14 protein-coding genes are annotated in these 15,256 nt (G+C 59.8%); 7 read left to right on the forward strand and 7 right to left on the reverse strand.

Annotated features, from left to right (window positions below):
- Positions 1-177: 177 nt before the first annotated feature.
- The 3 genes from AB1J88_RS12585 to AB1J88_RS12595 all read right to left on the reverse strand — a co-directional run bounded on the left by AB1J88_RS12585 (position 178) and on the right by AB1J88_RS12595 (position 3,307).
- Positions 178-1,836, reverse strand: a complete 1,659-nt coding sequence (locus AB1J88_RS12585) for a cation acetate symporter (protein ID WP_430291194.1) — start codon at positions 1,834-1,836, stop codon at positions 178-180.
- A complete protein-coding gene (locus AB1J88_RS12590; RefSeq protein WP_041072887.1) occupies positions 1,833-2,144 on the reverse strand; it encodes a DUF485 domain-containing protein in 312 nt (103 codons plus the stop codon). The genes AB1J88_RS12585 and AB1J88_RS12590 overlap by 4 nt, the downstream gene beginning before the upstream one ends.
- Positions 2,145-2,455: 311 nt before the next feature.
- A complete protein-coding gene (locus AB1J88_RS12595; RefSeq protein ID WP_047292628.1) occupies positions 2,456-3,307 on the reverse strand; it encodes a glycine betaine ABC transporter substrate-binding protein in 852 nt (283 codons plus the stop codon).
- Between the two features lie 288 nt (positions 3,308-3,595).
- On the opposite strand from AB1J88_RS12595, the gene AB1J88_RS12600 reads away from it, so the two are divergent.
- The gene (locus AB1J88_RS12600; protein WP_430291195.1) at positions 3,596-5,191 is read left to right on the forward strand and encodes a beta (1-6) glucans synthase; all 1,596 of its coding nucleotides are present in this window, start codon (positions 3,596-3,598) and stop codon (positions 5,189-5,191) included.
- A gap of 93 nt (positions 5,192-5,284) precedes the next feature.
- On the opposite strand, the gene AB1J88_RS12605 is transcribed toward AB1J88_RS12600, so the two are convergent.
- On the reverse strand, positions 5,285-5,653 hold the full coding sequence (locus AB1J88_RS12605; RefSeq protein WP_041072892.1) for a hypothetical protein: 369 nt from the start codon (positions 5,651-5,653) through the stop codon (positions 5,285-5,287).
- Positions 5,654-5,876: 223 nt separating this feature from the next.
- On the opposite strand from AB1J88_RS12605, the gene AB1J88_RS12610 reads away from it, so the two are divergent.
- On the forward strand, positions 5,877-7,175 hold the full coding sequence (locus tag AB1J88_RS12610; protein WP_041072894.1) for a serine/threonine protein kinase: 1,299 nt from the start codon (positions 5,877-5,879) through the stop codon (positions 7,173-7,175).
- Positions 7,168-7,956 (forward strand): MlaA family lipoprotein, encoded by a 789-nt coding sequence (locus AB1J88_RS12615; protein ID WP_041072896.1) that lies wholly within the window; start codon positions 7,168-7,170, stop codon positions 7,954-7,956. Before AB1J88_RS12610 ends, AB1J88_RS12615 begins: the two co-directional genes overlap by 8 nt.
- A 176-nt stretch (positions 7,957-8,132) precedes the next feature.
- Here AB1J88_RS12615 and AB1J88_RS12620 read toward each other — a convergent pair whose 3' ends face one another.
- Positions 8,133-9,047, reverse strand: coding sequence for a DUF808 domain-containing protein (locus AB1J88_RS12620; RefSeq protein ID WP_430291196.1), 915 nt, complete (start codon positions 9,045-9,047; stop codon positions 8,133-8,135).
- A gap of 134 nt (positions 9,048-9,181) precedes the next feature.
- Here AB1J88_RS12620 and AB1J88_RS12625 point away from each other — a divergent pair, with 134 nt between their 5' ends.
- Positions 9,182-9,787 (forward strand): TetR/AcrR family transcriptional regulator, encoded by a 606-nt coding sequence (locus AB1J88_RS12625; protein WP_047292618.1) that lies wholly within the window; start codon positions 9,182-9,184, stop codon positions 9,785-9,787.
- A gap of 128 nt (positions 9,788-9,915) precedes the next feature.
- Here the strand turns inward: AB1J88_RS12625 and AB1J88_RS12630 are convergent, their stop codons facing one another.
- Entirely contained in the window at positions 9,916-10,374 is a 459-nt protein-coding gene (locus tag AB1J88_RS12630) for an REP-associated tyrosine transposase (protein ID WP_041072899.1), read from the reverse strand.
- A gap of 210 nt (positions 10,375-10,584) precedes the next feature.
- Positions 10,585-11,025: a GlcG/HbpS family heme-binding protein gene (locus tag AB1J88_RS12635; protein ID WP_430291197.1), complete on the reverse strand. Its 441-nt coding sequence runs from the start codon at positions 11,023-11,025 to the stop codon at positions 10,585-10,587.
- 269 nt (positions 11,026-11,294) lie between these two features.
- Here AB1J88_RS12635 and gcl point away from each other — a divergent pair, with 269 nt between their 5' ends.
- From gcl to AB1J88_RS12650, 3 genes are all read left to right on the forward strand, one after another.
- Entirely contained in the window at positions 11,295-13,070 is a 1,776-nt protein-coding gene (gcl, locus tag AB1J88_RS12640; protein ID WP_041072901.1) for a glyoxylate carboligase, read from the forward strand.
- A 155-nt stretch (positions 13,071-13,225) separates the two neighbouring features.
- Positions 13,226-14,008, forward strand: a complete 783-nt coding sequence (hyi, locus tag AB1J88_RS12645; protein WP_095180741.1) for a hydroxypyruvate isomerase — start codon at positions 13,226-13,228, stop codon at positions 14,006-14,008.
- A gap of 223 nt (positions 14,009-14,231) precedes the next feature.
- The gene (locus tag AB1J88_RS12650) at positions 14,232-15,125 is read left to right on the forward strand and encodes a 2-hydroxy-3-oxopropionate reductase (protein WP_003222962.1); all 894 of its coding nucleotides are present in this window, start codon (positions 14,232-14,234) and stop codon (positions 15,123-15,125) included.
- Positions 15,126-15,256: the final 131 nt, after the last annotated feature.

The following is a 15,256-nucleotide window of genomic DNA, read 5'->3' on the forward strand; positions in this document are numbered from 1 at the left end:
GGGGCTTTTGCCAAAGTGACCCGCCGTAAGGGCAGAACCCTAAGCAGCCGTTACCGCAGCAACGGATATGTACTCATAAACACCAACCACGAAGGCCCAAGTCCGATAACCGCCCACAAAAAGAAAATGCCCCGATCTCTCAACCAGGGCATTCCACTCAAACCATGTAACCAGATCTTAGTGCGAAACCGCCCCACTCGCCCCCAACCCCGTCTGCGAACGCACAAACTGCGGGAAGAACAGCGCCCGCTCGTTCTCGGCCGCCGCCGACTTGTCGGTGATCGAGAAGAACCAGATACCGATGAACGCAATGATCATCGAAAACAACGCCGGGTACTCGTAAGGGAAGATCGCCTTCTCGTGATGCAGAATCTGCACCCAGATGGTCGGGCCGAGGATCATCAGACCCACCGCACTCACCAGCCCCAACCAGCCACCGACCATCGCGCCGCGGGTCGTCAGCTTCTTCCAGTACATCGAAAGCAACAGCACCGGGAAGTTGCAGCTCGCTGCAATCGAGAACGCCAGGCCGACCATGAACGCGATGTTCTGGCTTTCGAACAGGATGCCCAGACCAATCGCCAGCACACCCAGGGCGATGGTGGTGATCTTCGACACGCGAATCTCATCCTTGTCGTTGGCCTTGCCCTTCTTGATCACACTGGCATACAGGTCGTGCGACACCGCCGAAGCACCGGCCAGAGTCAGACCGGCCACCACCGCCAGAATGGTCGCGAACGCCACCGCCGAGATGAAGCCGAGGAAGATACTGCCACCCACTGCGTCAGCCAGGTGCACCGCCGCCATGTTGTTGCCGCCGAGCAGAGCGCCCGCTGCATCCTTGAAGGCCGGGTTGGTGCTGACCAGCAGGATCGCGCCGAAGCCGATGATGAAGGTCAGGATGTAGAAGTAGCCAATGAAGCCGGTGGCATACAGCACGCTCTTGCGCGCTTCTTTCGCGTCACTCACGGTGAAGAAGCGCATCAGGATGTGTGGCAGACCAGCAGTACCAAACATCAGTGCCAGGCCCAGGGAGAACGCCGAAATCGGGTCTTTCACCAGACCGCCGGGGCTCATGATCGCCTCACCTTTGGGGTGAACCTTGATCGACTCGGAGAACAGCATGTTGAAGTCGAAGTTGACGTGTTTCATCACCATCAGCGCCATGAACGAAGCACCGGACAGCAACAGCACCGCCTTGATGATCTGCACCCACGTGGTCGCCAGCATGCCGCCGAACAGCACGTAGAGGCACATCAGGATACCGACCAGAATCACCGCCACGTAGTAGTCGAGGCCGAACAGCAGCTGGATCAGCTTGCCGGCACCGACCATTTGCGCGATCAGGTAGAACGCCACCACCACCAGCGAACCGCAGGCAGACAGCGTGCGGATCTGGGTTTGCCCGAGGCGGTAGGACGCCACGTCGGCAAAGGTGTATTTACCCAGGTTACGCAGACGCTCGGCGATCAGGAACAGAATGATCGGCCAGCCCACCAGGAAGCCGATCGAGTAGATCAGGCCATCGTAGCCAGAGGTGAACACCAGCGCGGAAATCCCCAGGAAGGACGCCGCCGACATATAGTCGCCGGCAATCGCCAGACCATTCTGGAAACCGGTGATCTTGCCGCCCGCCGCATAGTAGTCAGCGGCCGACTTGTTGCGCTTGGACGCCCAGTAGGTGATGCACAAGGTCGCACCGACGAACACCACGAACATGGCGATCGCGGAAACGTTGAGCGGTTGTTTGTGGACTTCGCCGGTCAAGGCGTCAGCGGCCCAGACAGCCGGAGCGAATGCTGCGATGCTCAAAAGAGCCAGTAGACGCCGGATCATTGCTGAGCCTCCTTGAGAATCGCATTGTTCAGGTCGTCAAACTCGCCATTGGCGCGTCGCACGTAGATACCGGTCAGGACGAAGGCCGAGACAATCAGCCCGACACCGATCGGAATGCCCCAGGTAATCGAAGACCCGGGACTGAGTTTCGCTCCGAGCACTTGCGGCCCGTAAGCAATCAACAGGATGAATCCGGAATACAGCCCGAGCATGATCGCCGAGAGTATCCAGGCGAATTTTTCTCTTTTTCTCACCAGCTCCTTGAAGCGCGGGCTGTTTTGAATCGAGAGGTAAATGCTGTCGTTCATTGTTTTTATCCTCGCAGCACAGATTATTGTTGGAACGTATCCACTGTATGCGGCTGCGGAACGGCTTCCAGACGACCTTAGTATTAGAACGACATGACGTTTTCGCCAATTTTCGGACGCTAATTAGCCGAAAGAATTGGAAAGAGGCTTTGAAACAGCCGTAAACCCTGTAAGACGGGACTTGTCGCTGGAAACAAATGTGGGAGCGAGCTTGCTCGCGAAGGCGTCGTGTCAGCCAACATTTCTGTCAACTGTTACACCGCTTTCGCGAGCAAGCTCGCTCCCACAGGGGTCAGGCGTTGTTGGTACTTTTATTTGGTCCAGTCAGCCACGCGGTCCGGGTGCTTGGCGACCCAATCCTTGGCCGCCGCGTCAGGCTTGGCGCCGTCCTGGATGGCCAGCATGACTTCGCCGATCTCGTCTTTCGACGCCCACTGGAAGTTTTTCAGGAACTTGGCCACTTCCGGTGCCTTGGTAGCCAGTTCTTTGCTACCGATGCTGTTTACGGTTTCAGCCGCGCCATACACGCCTTTCGGGTCGTCAAGGAAGCGCAGTTTCCACTTGGCGAACATCCAGTGCGGCACCCAACCGGTGACGGCAATCGATTCGTTCTTCTTCTCGGCACGGGTCAGCTCGGCAATCATGCCGGCGCCGGAACTGGCCTTGAGGGTGTATTTGTCCAGACCGTAATCCTTGATCGCCTGATCGGTCTTGAGCATCACGCCCGAGCCGGCGTCGATGCCGACGATGCGGTTCTTGAAGCTGTCATCGGTCTTGAGGTCTTCGATCGATTTCGCCTTGACGTACTCCGGCACGATCAGGCCGATTTTCGCATCCTTGAAGTTCGGGCCGTAATCGACGACCAGATCCTTGTTCTTCGCCCAGTATTCGCCATGGGTCACCGGCAGCCAGGCCGAGAGCATCGCATCGAGTTTGCCGGTGGCCACGCCCTGCCACATGATCCCGGTGGCGACGGCTTGCAGCTTCACGTCGTAGCCGAGTTTCTGCTTGATCACCTCGGCCGCCACGTGGGTGGTCGCGACGCTGTCGGACCAGCCGTCAACGTAACCGATGTTCAGGGTCTGTTTTTCAGCGCTGGCGAATGTGGAACTCATCGCAAGCACCAGAGCGGCACCTGCGCCTAAAAGTCGTCGCATCTTCATCGTTTACTTCCCCGAAATGCTGCGCCCGACGGATGCCGGGCATCGTCAACGTATTGTTATGGTGCACAGCGCCCCCATCACGCCTGACTGCAAACTCGACCGACCATCAGTGGAGTACTGACGCTTTCGATCATCGGCCTGACGCCCAGAGCGACCTGCTCTGTCAGCGACCTCAATACACCGAGAAACGACATCAGAAGGCCATTAATCACCTCTGAATAATTGGCGCCAGACAATCCGCCCGAACTTTGCATGTGCAAATCATGCAGGCCACCAACCCGCGGATAAATGCAGGTAACATGCGTCGCTTTGCAGCCACTCGGCCTGACCATGTCCGCGACCTCCCGCTTCCCGCTCGTTCCTTATCTCTTTGCTTGCCTGCTCGGCCTGTTGGCCCTCGGTGGCTTCTGGTACGGCCTCGGCAAACCGGTGATTCTGCCGGATGCCGCAACCCCAACGCACAAATTGCAATGCGCCTCCTACACGCCGTTCGACAAGGATCAGTCGCCGTTCGACGTGCCGTTCAAACTGCGTCCGGAGCGTATGGACGCCGACCTCGCCCTGCTGGCGACGCGTTTCGAATGCATCCGCACCTACTCAATGACCGGCCTCGAAGCCCTGCCGGAACTGGCGCGCAAGCACGGTTTGAAGCTGTTGATCGGCGCCTGGGTCAACAGCAACCCGGTGGACACTGAAAAGGAAGTCGACCTGCTGATTGCCTCGGCCAACGCCAACCCGGATGTGGTCAGCGCGGTGATCGTCGGCAACGAAGCGTTGCTGCGCAAGGAAGTCACCGGCGCGCAACTGGCGAAGCTGATCAACAAGGTCAAAAGCCAGGTCAAGCAACCGGTGACCTATGCCGATGTCTGGGAGTTCTGGCTCAAGCACCCGGAAGTCGCGCCGGCGGTGGATTTTCTGACCATTCACTTGCTGCCGTACTGGGAAGATGATCCGTCGAACATCGACGTCGCCCTGCAACATGTGGCGGATGTACGCCAGGTGTTCGGCAACAAATTCGCGCCCAAAGACGTGATGATCGGCGAGACTGGCTGGCCCAGCGAAGGTCGCCAGCGCGAAACCGCTCTGCCAAGCCGGGTCAACGAGGCCAAGTTCATTCGTGGTTTTGTCGCGATGGCCGAGAAGGAAGGCTGGCATTACAACCTGATCGAAGCCTTCGACCAGCCATGGAAGCGTGGCAGCGAAGGTGCGGTCGGCGGTTACTGGGGCCTGTTCGACGCCGATCGTCAGGACAAGGGCGTGCTCGCCGGGCCGGTGACCAATGTGCCCTACTGGAAGGCATGGCTGGGCGTCGGCGGCCTGATTTTCCTCGGCACACTGCTGCTCGGCGGCCGGGTGCGCACTACCCGATCGGCATTGATCCTGCCGCTGCTCGGTGCGCTGGCCGCCTGCTCGATCGGCGCCTGGGGCGATCTGGCGCGAGTAACCACGCGGTTTGCCAGCGAATGGCTGTGGGTCGGCTTGCTGACGGCGTTGAATCTGTTGGTGCTGGCACATGCCGCGCTGAGCCTGAGCGCCCGCCAGGGTTGGCGTGAACGCGCGTTCAGTCTGCTGGAACGCCGCGCCGGATGGCTGGTTGCCGTGGCCGGTTTTGCGGCAGCGGTAATGATGCTGGAGATGGTCTTCGATGCGCGTTATCGCAGCTTTGCCAGCATGGCGTTCATTCTGCCGGCGCTGGTGTATGTGTGCCGCCCGGTCAAAGTTCCACGCCGGGAAATCGCCCTGCTGACCTTTATCATCGGCGCCGGCATTGCGCCGCAATTGTATGAGGAAGGCTTGTTGAATCAGCAGGCGTGGGGCTGGGCGCTAGTCAGCGGGTTAATGGTGGCAGCGTTGTGGCGCTGTCTGCGGGTTCGCAGTCGCTGATTAGCAGCAAGATCAAAAGATCGCAGCCTTCGGCAGCTCCTACAGGGTTCACTGCCCCTTGTAGGAGCTGCCGAAGGCTGCGATCTTTTTCTGTCAGGCGCTGCGGGATGCCCGGACCAACCGCAATCCGGCAATCACCACCGCAAACACCGCCAGCGTCGTGTTGTACAACGCCAGCGCCGGCAACCCGAACACCAGCGCCAGCACCGCCAGCCACCACCCTGCCCGCCCCGGCAGCACAAAACCCAGCAGCGCCGCACCCAGCGCGGTCCAGCCCAACACCTTGAAGTGAATCATCAGCCCCAGGTTCGAGCGCACCGTGCATTCCCAGCGGCTCGCCTCATCGACGCAGATGCCGACCCACTGCCCATCCTCCATGAAGCCATAACGCGCGCCATAACTGGCGGCCAGCCACAGCGGCAACAGCACGAGCAGCAGAATCACGGGCAAGCGGCGGGACATGAATCTCTCCAATCAACGAAATCGGCGGCCAGCTTAATCTGCCCGCACGCATTGGCAAGCACTAACAACTGTTAACTGGTCATCCGCGCCTTGCAGAGTGTATCGTCCAGCTACTATTACTCCGAATTCTGCCTGTTTGGTGCCGAGGCATGGCACTTTGGCGCAAGCCCGGTGGTCATAGCCTGCGAACTTCATTCGGCACCTTCCTTTAAGGGATCCAGTCATGCTCCGTTCCTTGCGCTTCGCCGCGCTCTTCAGCGGCCTTATTCTGAGTGCGTCCGCACTGGCGGTGGATATTGATGCCGCCAGTTATGGCTATCCCCTGACCAACCCGTTCGAGGCGACCATCGCCACCACGCCACCGGACCTGCGTCCGGAATTGCCGTCGAACGACGAGATCAATCAGTCCGACCACAGCATCACCCTGCGCCCGGAACGGGCCTTCATCCTCCCGGACAACTTCTGGCCGGTGAAAAAACTCACCTACCGTATCGCCGAGCAGGACAAACCGGCGCCGCTGATCTTCCTGATCGCCGGCACCGGTGCGCGTTATGACAGTTCGCTCAATGAATACCTGAAAAAGCTTTATTACAAGGCCGGCTACAACGTCGTGCAGTTGTCGTCGCCCACCAGCTTTGACTTCATCAGCGCCGCTTCACGCTTCGCCACCCCAGGCATCACCAAGGAAGACGCCGAAGACATGTACCGGGTGATGCAGGCCGTGCGCGCGCAACATCCGAAACTGCCGGTCACCGAGTACTACCTCAGCGGCTACAGCCTTGGCGCGCTGGATGCCGCGTTCGTCGCCCACCTGGACGAGACCCGACGCAGTTTCAACTTCAAGAAAGTCCTGCTGCTCAACCCGCCGGTCAACCTCTACACGTCCATCAGCAACCTCGACAAGCTGGTGCAGACCGAGGTGAAGGGCATCAACAACAGCACCACTTTCTATGAACTGGTGCTGAACAAGCTGACCCGCTACTTCCAGCAGAAAGGCTATATCGACCTCAACGACGCCCTGCTCTACGACTTCCAGCAGTCCAAACAGCACCTGACCAACGAACAGATGGCGATGCTGATCGGCACCTCGTTCCGTTTCTCGGCCGCCGACATTGCCTTCACCTCCGACCTGATCAACCGTCGTGGCCTGATCACCCCGCCGAAATTCCCGATCACCGAAGGCACCAGCCTCACGCCGTTTCTCAAGCGTGCGCTGCAATGCGACTTCGACTGCTACCTGACCGAACAGGTGATCCCGATGTGGCGCGCCCGTACCGACGGCGGCAGCCTGCTGCAATTGATCGACCAGGTCAGCCTGTACGCGCTCAAGGATTACCTGCACGACAGCCCGAAAATCGCCGTCATGCACAACGCTGACGACGTGATCCTCGGCCCTGGCGACCTGGGTTTCCTGCGCAAGACCTTCGGCGATCGCCTGACTGTTTACCCACTGGGCGGCCATTGCGGCAACCTTAACTACCGCGTCAACAGCGACGCCATGCTGGAGTTCTTCCGTGGCTAAATATCTCCTGCTGATTGCAGCGCTCCTCAGTGCAGGCGTGGCCCAGGCCGACAACAGCAAAGCCAACGCGCCAGTGGTGGTCGACAGTGACGGCTTCAAGGAGCCGCTGTCCAAACTCAAGTTCAACCCGGGGCTGGACCAGCGTGAGTTCGAACGCTCGACACTCAACGCGCTCAACGTCTATGACCCGCTTGAGTCATGGAACCGCCGCGTCTACCACTTCAATTACCGCTTCGACCAATGGGTGTTCCTGCCGGTGGTCGACGGTTATCGCTACGTGACGCCAAGCTTCCTGCGCACCGGAGTGAGCAACTTCTTCAACAACCTCGGCGACGTGCCAAACCTGGTCAACAGCCTGCTGCAGTTCAAGGGCAAGCGTTCGATGGAAACCACCGCGCGCCTGTTGCTCAACACCACCATCGGCATTGCCGGCCTGTGGGACCCGGCGACCGCCATGGGCCTGCCGCGCCAGAGCGAAGACTTCGGTCAGACCCTGGGTTTCTACGGCGTACCGGGCGGCGCCTACTTCGTGTTGCCGATTCTCGGCCCGTCGAACATCCGCGACACCGCCGGCCTGGCCGTGGACTACACCGCCGAATCGGCGATCAACTACCTGAACGTGTCGAAAGTCAGCGAAAACCACCCGGAAATCTGGGCCCTGCGTGCAGTCGACAAGCGCTACCAGACCAACTTCCGCTACGGCCAGATGAACTCGCCGTTCGAGTACGAGAAAGTGCGCTACGTCTACACCGAGTCGCGCAAGCTGCAGATTGCCGAGTAACTTCAGCGGCAACGAAAAAGGGCCATTCGATGCGAGTCGAATGGCCCTTTTTCATGGCACAACCAGGATCAAACTGTGGGAGCGAGCTTGCTCGCGAATGCGGTGAATCAGTCAGCATATACTTCGACTGGCACACCGCATTCGCGGGCAAGCCCGCTCCCACAGGGTTGTTGTGTTCAGCCTTTGATCGCGCGCCAGATTTTGCCGACGATCGAAACCACCGCCAGCACTGCCGCGCCCGCGATAATCCCCGCTACGCCATTGAGCAACACAGGCACGGCAAACCCGGCACTGCCAGCCGCTGCACCGACACTTTCAATCCAGTGATGCACCACCGGAATACCGTGGGTGAGGATGCCGCCACCGACCAGGAACATCGCCGCCGTGCCGATCACCGACAGGCCTTTCATCATGTACGGCGCGGCGCGCAGGATCGCGTTGCCAATGTTTTTTGCTGCTGCACCCGATTTCCGGGTCAGCCACAGGCCCAGGTCGTCGAGCTTGACGATGCCGGCCACCAGACCATAAACGCCCACAGTCATGACGATGGCGATGCCCGACATCACGATCACTTGCTGAGTCAGTGAAGCGTCGGCCACGGTGCCGAGGGTGATGGCGATGATTTCCGCCGAGAGGATAAAGTCGGTGCGGATTGCGCCTTTGATCTTGTCCTTCTCGTAGGCCACCAGATCGGTGGTCGGCTCGGCCACCGCCGCGCTCAGTTGCGCGTGGTTGGCATCATCTTCGGCCTTGCTGTGCAGGAACTTGTGCGCGAGTTTCTCGAAACCTTCAAAACACAGGTACGCGCCGCCGACCATCAACAGCGGCGTCACCAGCCACGGCACAAATGCGCTGATCGCCAGCGCCGACGGCACCAGAATCAGTTTGTTGACGAACGAGCCCTTGGCCACTGCCCAGACCACGGGAATTTCCCGCTCGGCGCGAACCCCGGAGACTTGCTGGGCATTGAGCGCCAGATCATCGCCGAGTACCCCGGCGGTCTTCTTCGCGGCCATTTTGCTCATCAACGCCACGTCATCCAGAACGGTGGCAATATCGTCGATCAGCACCAGCAAACTGCTTCCTGCCATGAATCGTGTTTCCTTATGTGAATAATGCCGCGCAGCATACCGCGACTGCGGGCCACACGGGGCATTCTTGAGCCATGCGCGAGGCCGGTGCTACCATGCGCAACCGCCAGAACAGGCAAGGAACCACCGGGTTTATGAGCACAATCCGCGAGCGCAACAAAGAACTGATCCTGCGTGCCGCCAGTGAGGAATTTGCCGACAAGGGCTTCGCTGCGACCAAAACCAGCGACATCGCCGCCAAGGCAGGATTGCCCAAGCCCAACGTCTACTACTACTTCAAGTCCAAGGAAAACCTCTACCGCGAGGTCCTGGAAAGCATCATCGTGCCGATCCTGCAGGCCTCGACCCCGTTCAACCCGGACGGCGTGCCGAGCGAAGTGCTCAGCGGCTACATCCGCTCGAAGATCCGCATCTCCCGCGACCTGCCCTTCGCCTCCAAGGTGTTCGCCAGCGAAATCATGCACGGCGCCCCGCACCTGAGCGCCGACCTGGTCGAGCAGCTCAACAGCCAGGCCAAGCACAACATCGACTGCATCCAGAGCTGGATCGACCGCGGCCAGATCGCCCCGCTCGACCCCAACCACCTGATGTTCAGCATCTGGGCCGCGACCCAGACCTACGCCGACTTCGACTGGCAGATCTCTGCAGTTACCGGCAAGGACAAGCTGGACGAGGCGGATTACGAGGCGGCGGCGCAGACAATTATCCGGTTGGTGTTGAAGGGGTGCGAGCCGGACTGATAGACCGCGGTGCCCCTATCGCTGGCAAGCCAGCTCCCACAAGGATCTGTTTCGTTCGCAACGTTTGTGTTCAACACAAGAACCTGTGGGAGCTGGCTTGCCAGCGATGGCGGCAGCTCGGTACCAATTCAAACCCAGATAGCATCCCACAGCGGATAATCACCTAGCCTTTCCACCAATCCTGCCCGCAATGGATTGGCCACCACATAGCGCGCCATCTTCACCAGATCATCTTCCCGCCTCAATGCACGGTCATGAAAACCCTGCTGCCAAAGCGGCCCGCTACGGCCGATGGATAAATTCACTTCTCTGGTTATCAGCGACTTGGTTTCACCCATCAGCCTTCTGAGCGAACAGTTTTCCAGCACAACGAGCCAATGAAAATGATCCGGCATGACCACCCACGCCAGTGACTTTGCCAATCCAAGCTCTTGTGCCCGCCGAAATCGACGAACGACCAATCTGCCCAAAGCGAAGTCAGCAAAGATCGGCTCGCGATCAAGTGTATTGGTTGTCAGTAGATAGATGCGATTGGGCTCGGCATAGCGGCCGGTTCGCAGACGATGTGAAGCGGGAAGATCAGGCAATCCATTGCCCCTTCATGATGAGCTCATCAGAAGGCTAGACCTCAATGATCTGTTTGATTGGTGTGGTCTTTTTTCTTGATGTGTCAGACAGGCCGCCATCGCTGGCAAGCCAGCTCCCACAGAGCTTTGTGTCGATCACAAATCGTTGCCCAATACAAAACCTTGTGGGAGCGGGCTTGCCAGCGATGACTTTCGATCAGCCGCTTAAGATCAAGCCGCCACCCCCGCATCCGCCCGCAAATCCAGTGCCTCCACCGCTTTGATCGCCACCTGCTCATCAATATCCGACAGATCGCCGCTGATCCCGATCGCGCCCAGTACATTCCCCGCCTGATCACGAATCAACACCCCGCCCGGAGCCGGGACGACGCTGCCCTGGCCCATGCTGTTGAGCGCGGCGATGAACGCCGGGCGTTGTTGCGCGTCCAGCGCCAGCAGGCGTGAGCCCTTGCCCAGGGCGATGGCGCCCCAGGCTTTGCCGATGGCGATGTTCGGGCGCAGCAGGCTGGCGCCGTCTTCGCGTTGCAGGGCGATCAGGTGGCCGCCGGTGTCGAGTACCGCGATGGTCAGCGGCGCGGCGTTGATCCCGCGCCCGGTAGTGATGGCCTGTTCGACCAGGTTGACTGCGACTTTCAAGGTTAAAGCGCTCATGGTGCCGTCCTCATTTTGTTATTGGGAAAGTCGTGGAGCTGCGCGGTTGTGCCGCAGCCCGATGCCACAAATAGAACACAATGAATTATTTTTTTGTATACAATAATTCTCGAAAAGCGCCACATGCGACGAAAAGCCACAGCAGAACCGGGCTTGCGACGAATGAAACAGGCGCTTGAGAAAATGGATTGACCTGCGCCGTCCGCCGTGAATACACTCTGCGCAAAGCCACTTGTATACAATTACAAAACGTAAAGAGGCACAAAACCATGAGCAAAATGAGAGCAATCGAAGCCGCCGTTCTGGTGATGCGCCGTGAAGGGGTTGATACCGCTTTTGGCATTCCGGGTGCAGCGATCAACCCGCTGTACTCCGCACTGAAAAAAGTCGGTGGCATCGATCACGTCCTCGCTCGCCACGTCGAAGGCGCGTCGCACATGGCCGAGGGGTACACCCGCACCAAGGCCGGCAACATCGGCGTGTGCATCGGTACGTCCGGCCCGGCCGGTACCGACATGGTCACCGGGCTCTACAGCGCCTCGGCCGACTCGATTCCGATCCTCTGCATCACCGGCCAGGCACCCCGCGCCCGTATGCACAAGGAAGACTTCCAGGCGGTCGATATCACCAGCATCGTCAAGCCCGTCACCAAGTGGGCGACCACCGTTCTGGAGCCGGGCCAGGTGCCTTACGCGTTCCAGAAAGCCTTCTACGAAATGCGCTCCGGCCGTCCAGGCCCGGTGCTGATCGACCTGCCGTTCGACGTGCAGATGGCTGAAATCGAATTCGACATCGACGCCTACCAGCCACTGCCGCTGGCCAAACCGACCGCGAGCCGCGTTCAGGTCGAAAAGGCGCTGGCGCTGCTGGATCAGGCCGAGCGTCCATTGCTGGTAGCCGGTGGCGGCATCATCAACGCCGACGCCAGCGATTTGCTGGTGGAGTTCGCCGAGCTGACCGGTATTCCGGTGATCCCGACCCTGATGGGCTGGGGCACCATTCCTGACGATCACCCGCTGATGGTCGGCATGGTTGGTCTGCAGACGTCGCACCGTTACGGCAACGCCACGATGCTCAAATCCGATGTGGTGCTGGGCATCGGTAACCGTTGGGCCAACCGTCACACCGGTTCGGTCGACGTCTACACCGAAGGTCGCAAGTTCATTCACGTCGACATCGAAGGCACGCAGATCGGCCGCGTGTTCACCCCGGACCTGGGCATCGTTTCCGACGCCGCTGCGGCGCTGACCGTGTTCATCGAAGTCGCCCGCGAATGGCAAGCCGCCGGCAAGCTGAAAAACCGCAGTGCCTGGCTGCAGGATTGCCAGCAGCGCAAGGCCAGCCTGCAGCGCAAGACCCACTTCGACAACGTGCCGGTCAAGCCGCAACGCGTTTACGAAGAAATGAACCAGGTGTTCGGCAAAGACACCTGCTACGTCAGCACCATTGGTCTGTCGCAGATTGCCGGCGCGCAGTTCCTGCACGTCTACAAGCCGCGTCACTGGATCAACTGCGGCCAGGCCGGGCCGTTGGGCTGGACCATTCCGGCAGCGCTGGGCGTGGTCAAGGCCGATCCGAACCGTAAAGTCGTGGCCCTGTCGGGGGACTATGACTTCCAGTTCATGATCGAGGAGCTGGCGGTCGGCGCTCAGTTCAAACTGCCTTACATCCACGTCGTGGTGAACAACTCGTACCTGGGCCTGATCCGTCAGGCCCAGCGCGGGTTCGAAATGGACTACTGCGTGCAGCTGTCCTTCGATAACCTGAACGCGCCGGAACTCAACGGTTACGGTGTCGACCACGTCGCCGTCGCCGAAGGCCTGGGCTGTAAAGCGCTGCGTGTGTTCGAACCGGCGGACATCGCCCCTGCCCTGCGCAAGGCCGAAGAGCTGATCGAAGAGTTCAAAGTGCCGGTGATCGTCGAAATCATCCTGGAGCGTGTGACCAACATCTCCATGGGGACCGAGATCAACGCCGTCAACGAATTCGAAGACCTGGCGCTGGTCGGCAACGACGCGCCAACGGCGATTTCGCTGCTCGACTGATCTGCCGGGATTTGATGGCCGCGGTTACTCCCCTGTAGGAGCTGCCGCAGGCTGCGATCTTTTGATCTTGTTTTTCAGGATCAAGATCAAAAGATCGCAGCCTGCGGCAGCTCCTACACAAAGCCATCATCATTAATTCGCAACAGGAGACCACCATGCCGCGTTTCGCAGCCAACCTGTCCATGCTGTTCACCGAACAGGATTTCCTTGCCCGTTTCGACGCCGCCGCCAAGGCCGGTTTCAGTGGTGTGGAATACCTGTTCCCGTACGACTTCAGCTCTGCCGAAATCAAGGCAAAGCTCGAGGCCAACGGGCTGACCCAAGTGCTGTTCAACCTGCCGGCCGGTGACTGGGCCAAGGGCGAGCGCGGTATCGCCTGCCTGCCGGATCGCGTTGAAGAGTTCCGCGCCGGGGTCGATCTGGCGATTGCCTACGCGCAAGTGCTGGGCAACACCCAGGTCAACTGCCTGGCCGGTATCCGCCCGCAAGGCGTCGACGATGCCACTGTGGAAAAGACCTTCGTCGCCAACCTCAAGTACGCCGCCGACAAGCTGCAGGCGGCGGGTATCAAACTGGTGATGGAAGCGATCAACACCCGCGACATCCCGGGCTTTTACCTGAACAACACGGCGCAAGCCCTGTCGATTCGCGAGCAAGTTGGCAGCGCCAACCTGTTCCTGCAGTACGACATCTATCACATGCAAATCATGGAAGGCGATCTGGCCCGTACCCTGCAATCGCACCTGGGCGAGATCAACCATGTGCAGCTCGCGGACAACCCGGGGCGCAACGAGCCGGGCACTGGCGAGATCAACTACCGCTTCCTGTTCGAACACTTGGATCGCATCGGTTATCAGGGCTGGGTCGGCTGCGAGTACAAGCCGCTGACTACCACTGAGGCCGGTCTGGGCTGGCTGAAATCGCACAACGCGATCTGAGTCCGAGTTTTCAACATGGATCTGTATTTGAAACCAGATCCCCTGTGGTGAGGGGATTTATCCCCGACCGGCTGCGCAGCAGTCGTAAAACCTGCACCCGGGATTGGAACTGATTCGCGCTAAAAGCTGGGGCAGCTTCGCTGCCCATCGGGGATGAATCCCCTCGCCACAAAAGCTCACCAACCCGGTGTTGGGAGCCACACAAAAACAAGAGGATTTTCTCATGGCTAAAATCGGATTTATCGGCACCGGCATCATGGGCCACCCAATGGCTTCGAACCTGCAGAAAGCCGGTCACAGCCTGTTCCTGTCGGCGCACCACGACGCCGCTCCGGCCGACCTGGTGGCTGCTGGCGCCGTCGCCCTGGCCAACCCGCGCGAAGTCGCGCAGGAAGCTGAATTCATCATCGTCATGGTCCCGGATACCCCGCAGGTCGACGACGTGCTGTTCCGCGCTGACGGCGTGGCTGCCGGCATCGGCAAAGGCAAAGTGGTGATCGACATGAGCTCGATCTCGCCGACCGCCACCAAAGCTTTCGCCAAGAAGATCAACGAGAAAGGTGCGCAGTACCTCGACGCCCCGGTATCCGGTGGTGAAGTCGGCGCCAAGGCCGCGACCCTGAGCATCATGGTCGGTGGCGATGCCGATGCCTTTGAACGCGCGCTGCCGCTGTTCCAGGCCATGGGCAAGAACATCACTCTGGTCGGTGGCAATGGCGACGGTCAGACTGCCAAAGTGGCGAACCAGATCATCGTCGCGCTGAACATTCAGGCCGTGGCTGAAGCCCTGCTGTTCGCTTCGAAAAACGGCGCCGATCCGGCCAAGGTGCGCGAAGCACTGATGGGCGGTTTCGCTTCGTCGAAGATCCTCGAAGTGCACGGTGAGCGCATGATCAAGGGCACCTTCGATCCGGGCTTCCGCATCAGCCTGCACCAGAAGGACCTGAACCTGGCCCTGCAAGGCGCCAAGGAGCTGAACATCAACCTGCCGAACACCGCCAACGCCCAGCAAGTGTTCAGCACCTGCGCGGCCATCGGTGGCAGCAACTGGGACCACTCGGCGCTGATCAAGGGTCTGGAACACATGGCCAACTTCTCGATTCGCGACAAGAAGTAATCTGCGCTTCTGGCTCGCTCCCTGTGGGAGCGGGCTTGCCCGCGATGGCATCGACTCGGTCTGCCTGAATGACCGCGGCGCCTGAATCGCTGGCAAGCCAGCTCCCACAAGGATCGCGTCGCCGCACCGTT

It is taken from the genome of Pseudomonas sp. S8 (assembly GCF_050473925.1).
In the GTDB taxonomy this organism is placed as follows: Bacteria; Pseudomonadota; Gammaproteobacteria; order Pseudomonadales; family Pseudomonadaceae; genus Aquipseudomonas; species Aquipseudomonas parakoreensis.

Excerpts from the sequence above, each read along its gene's own strand:
- AB1J88_RS12585 (WP_430291194.1), bottom strand. The coding sequence starts at position 1,836 with ATGATCCGGCGTCTACTGGCTCTTTTGAGCATCGCAGCATTCGCTCCG.
- AB1J88_RS12590 (WP_041072887.1), bottom strand. The coding sequence starts at position 2,144 with ATGAACGACAGCATTTACCTCTCGATTCAAAACAGCCCGCGCTTCAAG.
- AB1J88_RS12595 (WP_047292628.1), bottom strand. The coding sequence starts at position 3,307 with ATGAAGATGCGACGACTTTTAGGCGCAGGTGCCGCTCTGGTGCTTGCG.
- AB1J88_RS12600 (WP_430291195.1), top strand. The coding sequence starts at position 3,596 with ATGCAGGTAACATGCGTCGCTTTGCAGCCACTCGGCCTGACCATGTCC.
- AB1J88_RS12605 (WP_041072892.1), bottom strand. The coding sequence starts at position 5,653 with ATGTCCCGCCGCTTGCCCGTGATTCTGCTGCTCGTGCTGTTGCCGCTG.
- AB1J88_RS12610 (WP_041072894.1), top strand. The coding sequence starts at position 5,877 with ATGCTCCGTTCCTTGCGCTTCGCCGCGCTCTTCAGCGGCCTTATTCTG.
- AB1J88_RS12620 (WP_430291196.1), bottom strand. The coding sequence starts at position 9,047 with ATGGCAGGAAGCAGTTTGCTGGTGCTGATCGACGATATTGCCACCGTT.
- AB1J88_RS12625 (WP_047292618.1), top strand. The coding sequence starts at position 9,182 with ATGAGCACAATCCGCGAGCGCAACAAAGAACTGATCCTGCGTGCCGCC.
- AB1J88_RS12635 (WP_430291197.1), bottom strand. The coding sequence starts at position 11,025 with ATGAGCGCTTTAACCTTGAAAGTCGCAGTCAACCTGGTCGAACAGGCC.
- gcl (WP_041072901.1), top strand. The coding sequence starts at position 11,295 with ATGAGCAAAATGAGAGCAATCGAAGCCGCCGTTCTGGTGATGCGCCGT.
- hyi (WP_095180741.1), top strand. The coding sequence starts at position 13,226 with ATGCCGCGTTTCGCAGCCAACCTGTCCATGCTGTTCACCGAACAGGAT.
- AB1J88_RS12650 (WP_003222962.1), top strand. The coding sequence starts at position 14,232 with ATGGCTAAAATCGGATTTATCGGCACCGGCATCATGGGCCACCCAATG.